Source organism: Bordetella genomosp. 9, from assembly GCF_002261425.1.
GTDB lineage: Bacteria > Pseudomonadota > Gammaproteobacteria > Burkholderiales > Burkholderiaceae_B > Bordetella_C.
On the sequence record NZ_NEVJ01000003.1, the window covers coordinates 3,561,616 to 3,574,319 of the forward strand.

Here is a 12,704-nt window from a genome sequence, read left to right on the forward strand (position 1 = left end):
TCCGCGCGGCCCGGCCGCCGGGTCAGGCCGCGGTCTTCGCCGGCGCTTTCCTGGCGGCCGCCTTCTTGGCGGGTGCTTTCTTCGCCGCCGTTTTCGCGGCGGTCTTGCCAGTGGTCTTGCCGGCGGTCTTGGCAGCGGTCTTGGTGGCAGTCTTGGTAGCGGTCTTCGTGGCTGTCTTCGTCGCGGTCTTGGCCGCGCCCGCGCCGCCCGCCGTCTTGCCGCCCGCTGTCTTGCTGCCGGGTTTCTCCGCGCGCGGCTCGAACTCGAAGCCTATCTTGCCGTCAGGCTGGCGCACCAGGTAAGCCTTGAACTTGCGGTTGGTGCGGCTGGACACGAAGCCGTCCAGCAGATCCGTGCGGCCCTCGGTCAGCAGCTTTTCCATCTGCGCGCGCGAGATCTCCTGCTGCAGGATGACCTTGCCGGAACGGAAGGTGCAGGTCTTTTCGGGACCGACCGACTTTTCGCACACATAGCTCATGCCGTACTCGAATACCCGCGAGTGGCATTTCGGGCAGGGACCGACGGGCGTCTGGCCGGAAAAATCCACCGGTTCGCTGTCTTCGTCGTTGCTCTGGCCGAAGTCGAACTCCAGCTTGTATTCGTCGGTGATGCGCAGGATGGCGGCGAACGGCCGGCCCATCTTGCTGATGAAGCCCTGCAAGGGACCGATCTCGCGCTTGGCCAGCAGTTCCTCGACTTCGGGCAGTTCGAAGGTACGGCCGCCCGGATGCTTGCCGATCGAGAAGTCGCAGTTGGTGCAGGCGTAGCGGCGGTAGTTTTCCTTGACCACGCCGCCGCACTTGGGACACGGCGTCTGCAGGGTCGCATAGTCGCCCGGCACGGTGTCGCGCTCGTATTCCTTGGCCCGCTTGACGATGATCTGCGTCATCTGCGCGATTTCGCGCATGAAGGCATCGCGCTGCAGCCCGCCCTGTTCGATCTGCTTGAGCTTGTGCTCCCATTCGCCCGTGAGTTCGGGCGACGTCAGTTCGCTCACGTCCAGGCCCGACAGCAGCGTCATGAGCTGGCGCGCCTTGGCGGTGGGGACCAGGTCGCGGCCTTCGCGGCGCAGGTAGCCTTCGTTCAGCAGCCCTTCGATGATGGCGGCGCGCGTGGCCGGCGTGCCGAGTCCGCGTTCGGACATGGCTTCGCGCAGTTCTTCGTCCTCCACCAGCTTGCCGGCGCCTTCCATCGCGGAAAGCAGCGTGGCTTCGTTGTAGCGTGGCGGCGGCTTGGTGGCCAGGCCGACGGCTTCGACGTCTTCGGTGCGGACCTTTTCGCCATCCGCGACCGGCACCAGGTTGGCGTCCTCGTCCTGCGCTTCCTTGCCGTAGACGGCCAGCCAGCCGGGGGCGACCAGCACCTTGCCGTCGGTGCGGAAGCGGTGGCCCTGCACGTCGGTCATACGCGTCGTCACGCGGTACTCGGCCGCGGGGAAGAACACCGCCAGGAAGCGCTTGAGCACCAGGTCGTACAGCTTGGCCTCGGCCTCGCTCAGGTCGCGCGGCACCTGCAGCGTCGGGATGATCGCGAAGTGGTCCGACACCTTCTTGTTGTCGAAGATGCGGCGGTTCGGCTTGACCCAGTTTTCCGACACGATACGCGCCGCGTGGCGCGCGCTGGCGCCGGCGGGGCCGCCCTGGGCGTCGGACAGGGTGCGCATGGTGTCGCGCACCGTGTTGATGTAATCCTCGGGCAGGTAGCGCGAATCGGTACGCGGATACGTCAGCGCCTTGTGGCGTTCATACAGCGTCTGCGCCAGCGACAGCGTGGTCTTGGCGGAAAAGCCGAAGCGGCCGTTGGCTTCGCGCTGCAGGGACGTCAGGTCGTACAGGGCGGGCGACAGCTGCGTCGACGGCTTGGATTCCTCGGTGACCGTGCCGCTTTGTTCGCGGCAGGCCGCGACCACGCTCTGCGCGGCCGCCAGCGACCACAGGCGCGATTCGCGCTTTTCCGGATCGCGTTCATCCTTCTTGAAATCGGGATCGATCCAGCGGCCTTCATACAGTCCGGCGGCGGCGACGAAGGTGGCGCGTACTTCCCAATAATCGCGCGATACAAAGGCGCGGATGCGGCTTTCGCGTTCGTGGACGATGGCCAGCGTCGGCGTCTGCACGCGGCCGACCGGGGTCTTGAAGAAGCCGCCGTCCTTGCTGTTAAAGGCGGTCATGGCGCGCGTGCCGTTGATACCCACCAGCCAGTCGGCTTCGGCGCGCGACCGCGCGGCGGCTTCCAGCGGCTTCATGATGCTGTCGTCGCGCAGGTTGGCGAAGGCGTCGCGGATGGCGGCCTGCGTCATGGACTGCAGCCAGAGCCGCTGGATCGGCTTGTTCACCCCGGCATATTGGATGATGTAACGAAAGATCAGTTCACCTTCGCGGCCCGCGTCGCAGGCGTTGATGATGCTGTCGACGTCCTTGCGCTTGGCCAGCCGCACCAGCAGCTTGAGCCGCTCGCTGGAACGCTTGTCGGTGGGATCCAGTTCGAACTTCGGCGGGATGACGGGCAGGTGCGTGAAGCTCCATTTTCCCTTCACCGGATCGTTGGGGGCGACCAGGCTCAGCAGATGGCCGACACTGGACGCCAAGACGTAACGTTCGCTTTCAAAGTAATCCCCCTCACGCGCGAACCCTCCCAGGGCGCGTGATATATCCAGGGCGACCGAGGGCTTCTCGGCAATAATCAACGTTTTGCTCATGAGTATCCAATGGCGGCAGGCCGCCGCAATAGCGCGGATGATAAGAGGGGAGAATCGCCACATGCAAGTCGACGCCCGTATGCCGGCAGGATCGGAATTGCACGCTTGGCGCGCGTTTCTGGCGCGCGCGACGCTGGCGCTCGGGTTATTGCTGCTGGCCAGCGCCGCGGTTTGCTGGGTCGCCGCGAACTGGGCGGCGATGAGCAAGGTGCAGCGTTTGGCGGGAACGCAGGCACTGTTGGTAGCAAGCGCCTTGCTCGCCGCCTTCCTGTATGTGCGGCCCGCGCGCACCGCCATTGCCGCGCATGGCCGGGCCTGCGTGGTCGGATTGGCCGGGGTACTGCTGGGCGCGCTCCTGGCCCTGGTCGGCCAGACCTACCAGACCGGGGCCGATACCTGGGAGCTGTTCGGGCTGTGGGCGGCCTTGATGCTGCCCTGGGCCCTGGCGGCGCGCAGCCAGGGAGTATGGCTGTTCTGGATCGTCTTGGCCAATATCGCGTTGGCCTTGTTGCTGGGCGAACGGGTGTTGTCCTGGTGGGTGGTCTTCGGCGGCCCCGGTTTTGCCAGCCTGGTGGTGGCCGCCTTTAATATATTGATGCTGGCCGTCTGGGAATTCTGCGCCTGGCGCGGGCACGCCCGCACCGGCGTCGGCCCGCGCGTGCTGGTGCTGCTGGCGGTGGGCGTGCTGGCGCTGGCCTTGATGTTCGGCGAGTCCATCGTCGAAGGGTTGGGGACGTATACGGGCGTGGCCTGGGTGGGCGCCACCCTGGTGCTGGGGTTCTTCTACACACGCGTCCGGCGCGACCTGGTCGTGCTGGCCTTGCTGGCGGCCGGCGTCATCTGCGTGTCCCTGCGCGTGGTCGGCGAATGGCTGCTGAGCATCGATCCGGGCGTGTGGGTGGCCTTGCCGCTGGCCGCCCTGCTGATGGGCGAAGCCGTGATCGCCGCGCGCTGGCTGCGGCGGCTGGCCGCCAGCCAGCCCGAGGCTGCGGTGGCGCCCGATGCCGCGTATCTGCAGCCGGCGGATGCCGCCCAGGCCCAGGCCCCGGCGATCGCGCCGACCGGCCTGCCGGCGGCCGCGGCCGTGCCCGTCCCGCCCGCCGCGGATCCGGCCGCCCAGGCCCCGGTTGTCGCGGCCGGAAAGGCGCCGACCGCGCCCGAAGCCGTGCCCTCCGCCGGCGCGGACGTCGAGCCCGCCCCGGTGATCCAGCTGGGTCCGCAGACCACGCACCGCACCCACACGCCGTGGTACGTGCAGGGGCTGCTGGCCCTGAGCGCCTGGTTCGCCACCACCCTGCTGCTGGTTTTCCTGCTCGCGTCCGGCATCGTGCCGTCCACGTCGGCGGCCCTGGTGCTGGGCCTGGTGCTCTGCGTGGCGGGGGTGGCGGTGGCGCGCAATGCCCAGCAGTTGTTCTGGCGCCAGTGCGCGACCGCGCTGGCGTTCTCGGGCCTGATCCTGGTGGCCGTGGGGCTGTCGATCACCAATTCACCCACCGGCTCGGCCCTGCTCATCCTGGTGCTGGCGGCCGTGGTCTACGTGCTGGCGCCGGACGTCATCCTGCGCTTCCTGAGCGCGCTGATGATGGCCATGGCGCTGTTCATCCTGACGACGTTCTCGGCCGACACCCAGGACCTGTATGACCACGTGCTGACCTGGATGGGGTTCGACGTGGTGCGCGGGCTGACCATCTGGCTGCCTGCCTGCGTCTGCGCCGCTTGGCTGGCCGCGGCGGCCTTCCTGGCGCGCGAGCGCATGTCCGCGGCCCGCCGCGACCTGCTGCAGCCCCTGGCCTGGGCGTTTTCGCTGGCGGCGCAGGCGGGCGCCCTGCAGGCGGCCGGCGCGCCGGTATGGGAGCTGCCGGCCCTGTGGGCGCTGCATCCGCCCGCCGCCGTCTTCCTGGTCCTGGCGGCCCTGCTGCCTGTCGCCGTGGCCTGGGCCCTGATCCGCCGCCGCCGCGCGGTACTGCCGCGCAGCCTGCGCATCGGCGTACCGGTGGGGCTCCTGATCCTGGGCGTCTGCTGGTTGCCGGCGCCGGGTATCGCTTTCGCGCTGGCGTGGATCCTGCTGGGCTTCGGTCTGGGCCGGACCCGTTTGCTGCGCTGGGGCCAGATCGTCCTGCTGGCCTACCTGGTTCTCTATTATTACCAGCTGACGGTGCCGCTGCTGCAGAAGTCCGTGTGGCTGGCCGGCGCGGGCGTGCTGCTGTTGCTGATGCGGCTGGTCGCCTGGCGCCTGCCGCGCCTGCTGGAAGGCCGTCCGGCGGTGGCGCCCGTGGCGCTCGCGTCGCCGCGCCGTCCGCTCTGGGCGGCGGTCATGATGGCGGGGCTGGCCGCGGTGCTGGTCGTCGTCAACACGGGCATCTGGCAGCGCGAAAAACTGCTGGCCGGCGGCCATGTCGTGCGGCTGGCCCTCGCGCCCGTGGATCCGCGCTCCCTGATGCAGGGCGACTACATGGCCCTTCGCTTCGCCGCCGCGCGCGACATCGTGCGCCTGGAGGACGGCCGCGATCCCGGGGTGGCCCGCTTGTGGGGCGGCCCGCGCACCGACGGTTACCTCGTGCTGGCGCCCGACGCCCAGGGCGTGGCCCAGCCCGTGCGCGTGCAGCCGGCGCCGCAGCCCCACGACGGCAGCGAAGTCGTACTGCGCTATCGCCTGCGCGCCGACGGCGTGCGCCTGGTCACCAATGCGTATTTCTTTCCGGAAGGCGAGGCGGAACGCTACCAGGATGCCCGCTACGGCGAGTTCCGCGTCGGCGACGACGGCACCGGCCTGCTGGTGCGCCTGCTGAACGCCGACCTTCAGCCTTTATAGCGGCGCGCCCACTGGCGGGTGGCCTCGGCCAGGAACGAGGCGGGCCGATCGGCCGCGATGGGGCCGAAGCCCAGGGCCCGCCAGGCCAGCGCCAGGGCCTCCAGCGGCCGCGTGAGGTCCAGCGCCGGGGCGTGGTTCTGCTTGGACAGCTTCAGGCCCGTGGCGGGGTCCAGGACGAGCGGCACGTGCATCACCCGCGGGGGGCGCGCGCCGAGCATCCGCGCCAGCACGCGCTGGCGCGCCGTCGAACTGAGCAGGTCGGCGCCGCGCACCACGTCCGTCACGCCCTGCGCGGCGTCGTCGACCACCACCGCCAATTGGTAAGCCCACATCCCGTCGGCCCGCTTCAGGACGAAGTCGCCGACGGCATGGGCCACGTCCTGCCGCTGCGGCCCCAGCCAGCGGTCGACGAAAGTTTCTTCGCCCGGCGGCACGCGCAGGCGCCAGGCACGGGCCTGCCTGCCCGGCGGCAGGTTATCGCGACAGGTGCCCGGATAGGGCCGTTCGCCGTCCAGCAGGGCCACGGGAGCGCCGCGCGCGCGTTCCAGCGCCGCATGGCTTTCCATGATTTCGCGCCGCGTGCAGGCGCAGCCGTATACCAGGCCGCGCGCCGTCAGGTCGTCCAGCGCCTGCCGGTAAGCCGCGTCGCGCCGGGATTGCCATATGACTTCGCCGTCCCATTGCAGCCCCAGGCTGCGTAACTGGCGCATGATGACGCGATCGGCGCCCGCCACCGTGCGCGGCCCGTCGATGTCTTCCATGCGCAGCAGCCAGGCGCCGCCTTGCGCGCGCGCATCCACGTAGCTGGCCAGGGCGGCCACCAGCGACCCCGCGTGCAAGGGACCGCTGGGGCTGGGAGCGAAACGGCCGATGTAGGTCATGGGAAAGCACGGGCCCGGGGGGATGCGCCGTCAGCCGGGCCAAGGTCGATACGATGTGGACATCAAAGCGATGCGGATACCAAAGCAAAACCGGCCCGAAGGCCGGCGGTGTGGCGGGAAGCCGACGGTTTCAGTGCAGGCAGCGCACGTCGCCTTCGTCGTCCAGCAGTTCTTCCAGTACCAGGTTGTCGATGTCCGCTTCCTGGCTCCACAGCACCATGAGCGCCGTGATCTTCAGCTTGGAAAGGGGGACAGGCGATTCGGGCGCGGCCAGCGCGCGGTCGATGACGATTTCGCGCAGCGGCGCGGGCAGGACACCGGCGGATTCCAGGAAGGTGATGAAGCCGATGGCTTCGCTGCCCAGCTGGCGGTATTCGCCATCGGTATAGATGCGCGTGCCCGTGGCGGGCTGCTGCGCCAGGTCGACACAGCGTTCCGTGGTCTCGGCCAGGCCATACAGCCAGCCCAGTGCGTCGTCAATGTCTTCGTGTTCGAAGCCCGCCGCGGCCAGGCGTTTCGCCAATACGTCAGCCGCGGGACAGGCTTGCGGCGTGTAGTAATTTTCAAAAAGATAGACGAGGATATCGAACATAGGGCGCAGCATTTAGGCCAGTTTGCCCAGTCGGCCCGCATATCGGCAAACCAGCAAACATGAATTCACTTTACGCTTATTCAAGTTCCGGGGCAACCGGCCGCCGCCGACGTTATGCACACGCGGCGGACGTAGCGCGTGGATCGCGGAAATAGTCACGGAATTCAGTCGTTATTCAGGTCTGATCGCCCACTGTCACAGGCTGTCGCGGGTATGCATGAGGAGAACCGTTTGGACAATACCGAGTTGGATATGAGCGGCGCGGCGACGCCCGTTCCGGAGCTGGCGCCGCCCGCGAGTATCGGCGATACGCTGGAGCAGGTGGACACCCCCAGCCTGGTGGTGGACCTGGATGCCTTCGAGCACAACCTGCGCGTCATGCAGGACTGGGCCGACCGTTCCAAGGTCGCGCTGCGCCCGCACGCCAAGGCGCACAAATGCCCGGAAGTCGCCTTGCGCCAGGCCGCGCTGGGCGCGCGCGGCGTGTGCGTGCAGAAAGTCAGCGAAGCCCTGCCGTTCGTGGCCGCCGGCATCCGCGATATCCACGTCAGCAATGAAGTCGTCGGCGCCGCCAAGCTCGAGCTCCTGGCGACGCTGGCCAGGCAGGCAAGGATCAGCGTGTGCGTCGACAACGCCGGCAATGTCGCCGACCTGTCGCGCGCGGCGGCGCGCCACGATGCGCGTATCGACGTGCTGGTGGAACTGGACGTCGGCCAGGGCCGCTGCGGCGTGGCGTCGGCCACCGCCGCGCTGGAGCTGGCGCGCCGCATCGAAAGCCTGCCGGGGCTGCGTTTCGCCGGGCTGCAGGCCTATCACGGCACGCTGCAGCATCGCCGCGGCCACGCCGAACGCGCGGCCGCCTGCCGCGAAGCCGCCGCCCGCGCCAAGGAATGCGCCCGCGTTCTGGCCGAACATGATTACGCCTGCCCGATCATCACGGGCTCCGGGACCGGCACCGCGGAATTCGACGCGCCGGGCCGTGTCTACACGGAATTGCAGGCGGGAACCTACCCCTTCATGGATGTGGACTACGGCGACAACGAATGGGCGGGCGAGCTGCGCCTGCGCAACAGCCTGTTCCTGCTCACGACCGTGATGAGCACGCCGACCGCCGATCGCATCGTGCTGGACGCGGGGCTGAAATCGACCACCATCGAGTGCGGGCTGCCGCGCCTGCATGAGCAGCCCGGGCTGACCTATGTGGCGGCCAACGACGAGCATGGCGTGGTGCGCGTGGCGGCCGGCGCCGTCGCGCCGGCGTTGGGCGCCAAGCTCCTGCTGGTGCCGTCGCATTGCGATCCCACCTTCAACCTGCACGACACCCTGGTGGCGACGCGCGGCGGCGTGGTGGAAGGCCTGTGGCCGATCGCGGCGCGCGGCCTCAGCCGTTGATGCCGGCCGGGGTGCCCGCGCCGGCTCGTCCGCGCTAGTTTCCCAGCCCCAGGAAATGGCGCAGCTCCGGCGTCTGGGGATTGCCGAACACCGTTTCGGGATCCCCGGTTTCATGCACGCGTCCTTCGTGCATGAAGACCACCCGGTCGCAGACTTCCCGCGCGAAGCGCATTTCATGCGTCACCATGATGAGCGTCATGCCTTCGGCCGCCAGCGCGCGCACGACGGACAGCACTTCGTTCACCAGTTCGGGGTCCAGCGCGGACGTGATCTCGTCGCACAGCAGCGCGATCGGCTGCATGGCCAATGCGCGCGCGATCGCGACGCGCTGCTGCTGGCCGCCCGACAACTGGTCGGGCCAGGCGTCGAACTTGTGCCCCAGCCCCACGCGCTCCAGCATCTGCCGCGCCAGCACGGCGGCTTCGGCTTCCGGCATTTTGCGCGTGACCATGGGCGAGAGCATGACGTTGCGGCCGGCGCTCAGGTGCGGAAACAGGTTGAACTGCTGGAAGATCATGCCGACTTTCAGGCGCAATGCGCGCAGGTGCAGGTCGTCGTTCACCAACTGCGCGTCGGCCACCATGATGGAGCCGTCATCGATCGTCTCCAGGCCGTTGATGCAGCGTAGCAGTGTGCTCTTGCCCGAGCCGCTCTTGCCGATGATGGCGATGACTTCGCCCGGTTCCACGCGCAGCGTGACGCCCTTCAGGACTTCATTGGATCCGAAGCGCTTGCGTATTTCTTCAAGTGCGATGAGCGGCATGCAGCTTCCTTTCCAGCGCCTTGCTGGCGCGCGACAGCGGCCAGCACAGGACGAAATAAATGAGCGCGGCCACCGCATAGACCGTGAAGGGATTGAAGGTGGCGTTGGTAATGATGGTGCTGGCCTTGGACAGTTCCGTGAAGCCGATGATGGACGTCAGCGCCGTGCTCTTGACGATCTGCACGGTAAAGCCCACCGTCGGCGCGACCGCGATGCGCAGGGCTTGCGGCAGGATCACGTGGCGCATCTGCTGCGCGTACCCCATCGCCAGGCTGGATGAGGCTTCCCATTGCCCGCGCGGAATGGCGTCGACGCAGCCGCGCCAGATTTCCGCCAGGTAGGCGGCCGACCACAGCACCAGGGCGGTGCCCGCGGCCAGCCAGGCCGGTACGTCCACGCCGGCCAGCGACAGGCCGAAGAAAGCCAGGAACAGCTGCATCAACAGCGGCGTGCCCTGGAACAGTTCGATGAATGCCCAGGCGGCGCGGCGCGGCCAGGGCGCGCGCGCCGTGCGCATCATCAACACGCACAGCCCCAGGATGGCGCCGCCCGCGAAGGCGACCGTCGCCAGCACCACGGTCCAGCGCGCCGCCAGCAGCAGGTTGCGCACGATGTCCCACAGCGAAAACTCGATCATCGCGCGCTCCTGCCGAACATGCGTTTGCCCGCGTAGCGCAACAACTGCCGCAACAGGATCGCCAGCACCAGGTAGATCACCGTGGTCACGATGTAGACCTCGAATGGCCGGAAGTTGCGCGACTGGATGAAGTTCGCGGCAAAGGACAGGTCTTCCGCCGCGATCTGCGAGCACACGGCAGAACCCAGCATCACGATGATGATCTGCGACGACAGCGCGGGCCAGATGCGTGACAGCGCCGGCCGCAGCACGACGTGGCGGAAGACCTGGATGCGGCTCATCGCCAGGCTGAGCCCGGCCTCGTATTGGCCGCGCGGCGTGGCGTCGATGCCGGCACGTATGATCTCGGTGCTGTAGGCGCCCAGGTTGATCGCCATCGCCAGGCAGGCGGCCTGCATTTCGCCCATCTGCACGCCCAGCGAGGGCAGGCCGAAGAAGATGAAGAACAGCTGGATCAGGAAGGGCGTATTGCGGATCAGTTCGACGTAGGCCGTGACCGGCGGACGCGTCCAGCGCGGGCCCTGGGTGCTGGCCCAGGCGCCGGCGATGCCGATGGCCACGCCCGCCACCGCGCCGACGGCGATCAATTCCACCGTCACGCCCAGGCCCTTCACCAGGACCGGGGTGTAATCGGCGATCGCCAGGAAATCGAAGCGGTAGGCCATGGGACGCCTACAGTCCCGCCGGCAGGTCGGCGCCCAGCCACTTGCGGGAAATCGCGTTCAGCGAGCCGTCCTTCTTGGCTTCCGCCAGGATCGCGTCGAGCTTGGCCTGCAGCGCCGGCTCGTTCTTGTTCAGGCCGATGAAGCACGGCGAGTTCTTGATCAGGAACTTGGTTTCGGGCTTCTTGGGCGGGTTCTTGGCCAGGATGGCGGCGGCGACGACATTCCCGGTGGCGATCAGCTGCACCTGGCCCGACAGGAAGGCCGAGATGGTGCCGTTGTTGTCCTCGTAGCGCTTGATGGTCGCGCCTTCGGGGGCGATCTTGCTCAGCTCGATATCCTCCACCGCGCCGCGCGTGACGCCGATGGTCTTGCCGTTCAGGTCTTCCGGCTTGCTGGCCTTGATGTTGGCGGGGCCGAACACGCCGTTGAAGAAGGGCGCGTAGGCGGCGGAGAAGTCGATCACTTTCTCGCGCTCGGCGTTCTTGCCCATGCTGGAGATGACCAGATCGACCTTGCCGGTCTGCAGATAGGCGATGCGGTTGGCGCTGGTGACCGGCACCAGTTCCACCGTGACGTTCAGGCGGCTGGCGATCAGCTTGGCGGTGTCGATGTCGTAGCCGACAGGCTTGAGATCCGGGCCGACCGAACCGAAGGGCGGGAAGTCCTGCGGCACCGCGACGCGTATGGTTCCTGCCTTCTGGATGTTCTGCAGGGCGTCGGCGCTGGCGGTGCCGGCGGCCAGGACGGTGGCGGCGGCACACACTGCCAGCAGAAGATGTCTACGGTTCATGGGCTTCTCCGGTATTCGTGCCGATGGGGCACGGCTTGTTTGCACACTAAAACGGTATACAAAACCGAATGCAAAATGCGTGCCATGTGTTCGACCGGGGTGGTTCGGGGCGCGCGTGCCCGTGGATGCGCCTGCGGGCGTACTCGCGGCCCGCGATGCGCACCCACGTGGTGCGCGAGCGCACCAGAACGATGCGCATGACCGACGCATGGCCGGCGCGGAGCGGCGCCGCGCGACTGTTGGAAAATTACGTCAGGCGGCGTACCGCGGTCGCGGACCGCGAACGTCGACGCGCGATGCCGGGGCGCCCGGCCGCCGATGGCCCGCTACGCCGGCTTGTCCACCACGACGCCGTGCCACCCCATGCCCGGGTAGGTCTCGTAGCCCGGCGTGCGCGCGTAGCCGCACAGGGTCGCGCCGTCGGCGTAGTACCCGCTGGCGTCGTCCATGCCCGCGCGCAGTTCGAAGCGGTCGGTCAGCAGGCCCTTGCCGTCGGTGCTGGCGATGATGCGCTGGCGCGCATCGACGATCATGCAGCGCACCGCTCTGCCCGGCTCCGGCGCCAGCCGCACGTTGGCCAATACGCCCGCCGCCTGTTTGCGCCAATCGAAAAAGACGGCCAGCACGCCCACCGGGCCATTGTTCGCCCCGCCGTCGTAGACCCCGGCGGCATAGATCGCCGCCTGTGCCCCGCCCAGCGCCGGCACGCACTCGATGTCGCAGCTGGCGTACTCCTCCGGCCCGCTGCTGGCCATGGCCTGGCGGAACCAGACCGTGGACGCGACGTTCTTGTTGGCGGCGTCGGGATAGACGTCGGGCCGTCCGTTGCACAGCACGCGGCCGGCGGGATCGACGATCCAGATGTCCAGGTAGACGGTATAGGTGTCCAGGATGATGCCCAGCCGCTGGGCCGCATGGCGCGCGGTATCGGCGCCCGGGTCGCACAGCGCCGCCGTGACGGCGGTGTCGGCGGCCCACCAGCGCACGTCGCAGGTGCGTTCGTACAGGTTGCGGTCTATGGTTTCGATGGCGTTCAGCGCCAGGTCGGCCAGGCGCTGGCCGCGGCTGCGGCGCAGTTCGTTCGTGACGCTTTCGCCCAGCTGGCGCAGTTCGCTCTGCAGCGAGTTGGCCAGGGCCTCGACCCGCTCGGAAACCTCCCGCACGCGGCCGGCGACGATGGCGAAGCCGCGTCCGGCCTCGCCCACGTGCGATGCCTCGATGGCCGCGTTCAATCCCAACAGGCGGGTCTCCAGCGTGATTTCCTTGATGTCGCGGATCTTGCCGCTGGTGATCTTGCCGATCCACTGCGACAGATCCGCGATGGTCTGGGCTTCTTCCATGGTATTTCCGAGCGTTTTCGGGCCGGCGGCCGCCATGCCACGCCGGGCGCCATCGCGCCACGGCCCCTGGAGTGAAGTGCCGGGGATGACGCGGCCCACCGCGCGGCTGCGCGCGGTCCCTTCCCCGGGTTTGT

10 protein-coding genes are annotated in these 12,704 nt (G+C 68.3%); 2 read left to right on the forward strand and 8 right to left on the reverse strand.

Going from position 1 to position 12,704, the window contains the following annotated elements; all coding sequences use genetic code 11:
• Positions 1–22 precede the first annotated feature (22 nt).
• Positions 23–2,698, reverse strand: coding sequence for a DNA topoisomerase III (locus CAL26_RS27305; RefSeq protein WP_094849705.1), 2,676 nt, complete (start codon positions 2,696–2,698; stop codon positions 23–25).
• Positions 2,699–2,759: 61 nt separating this feature from the next.
• Between CAL26_RS27305 and CAL26_RS27310 the strand changes: the two genes are divergently transcribed.
• Positions 2,760–5,510 (forward strand): GDYXXLXY domain-containing protein, encoded by a 2,751-nt coding sequence (locus CAL26_RS27310; protein ID WP_094849706.1) that lies wholly within the window; start codon positions 2,760–2,762, stop codon positions 5,508–5,510.
• On the opposite strand, the gene gluQRS is transcribed toward CAL26_RS27310, so the two are convergent.
• Both gluQRS and CAL26_RS27320 read right to left on the reverse strand, forming a co-directional pair.
• Positions 5,498–6,391 carry a tRNA glutamyl-Q(34) synthetase GluQRS gene (gene gluQRS / locus CAL26_RS27315; protein WP_094849707.1) on the reverse strand — a complete coding sequence of 298 codons (894 nt, stop codon included), beginning with the start codon at positions 6,389–6,391 and terminating at the stop codon, positions 5,498–5,500. The genes CAL26_RS27310 and gluQRS overlap by 13 nt on opposite strands.
• Before the next feature lie 130 nt (positions 6,392–6,521).
• Positions 6,522–6,983, reverse strand: coding sequence for a DUF494 family protein (locus CAL26_RS27320; RefSeq protein ID WP_094849708.1), 462 nt, complete (start codon positions 6,981–6,983; stop codon positions 6,522–6,524).
• 252 nt (positions 6,984–7,235) lie between these two features.
• On the opposite strand from CAL26_RS27320, the gene CAL26_RS27325 reads away from it, so the two are divergent.
• Entirely contained in the window at positions 7,236–8,375 is a 1,140-nt protein-coding gene (locus CAL26_RS27325) for a DSD1 family PLP-dependent enzyme (protein WP_094850116.1), read from the forward strand.
• A gap of 34 nt (positions 8,376–8,409) precedes the next feature.
• On the opposite strand, the gene CAL26_RS27330 is transcribed toward CAL26_RS27325, so the two are convergent.
• The 5 genes from CAL26_RS27330 to CAL26_RS27350 all read right to left on the reverse strand — a co-directional run bounded on the left by CAL26_RS27330 (position 8,410) and on the right by CAL26_RS27350 (position 12,606).
• Positions 8,410–9,138 carry an amino acid ABC transporter ATP-binding protein gene (locus tag CAL26_RS27330; protein ID WP_094849709.1) on the reverse strand — a complete coding sequence of 243 codons (729 nt, stop codon included), beginning with the start codon at positions 9,136–9,138 and terminating at the stop codon, positions 8,410–8,412.
• Positions 9,119–9,775, reverse strand: coding sequence for an amino acid ABC transporter permease (locus tag CAL26_RS27335; RefSeq protein WP_094849710.1), 657 nt, complete (start codon positions 9,773–9,775; stop codon positions 9,119–9,121). The genes CAL26_RS27330 and CAL26_RS27335 overlap by 20 nt, the downstream gene beginning before the upstream one ends.
• Positions 9,772–10,440, reverse strand: a complete 669-nt coding sequence (locus tag CAL26_RS27340) for an amino acid ABC transporter permease (protein ID WP_094849711.1) — start codon at positions 10,438–10,440, stop codon at positions 9,772–9,774. The genes CAL26_RS27335 and CAL26_RS27340 overlap by 4 nt, the downstream gene beginning before the upstream one ends.
• Positions 10,441–10,447: 7 nt before the next feature.
• A complete protein-coding gene (locus CAL26_RS27345; protein ID WP_094849712.1) occupies positions 10,448–11,230 on the reverse strand; it encodes a transporter substrate-binding domain-containing protein in 783 nt (260 codons plus the stop codon).
• Between the two features lie 326 nt (positions 11,231–11,556).
• The gene (locus CAL26_RS27350; RefSeq protein WP_179283500.1) at positions 11,557–12,606 is read right to left on the reverse strand and encodes a methyl-accepting chemotaxis protein; all 1,050 of its coding nucleotides are present in this window, start codon (positions 12,604–12,606) and stop codon (positions 11,557–11,559) included.
• Between the last annotated feature and the right edge of the window lie 98 nt (positions 12,607–12,704).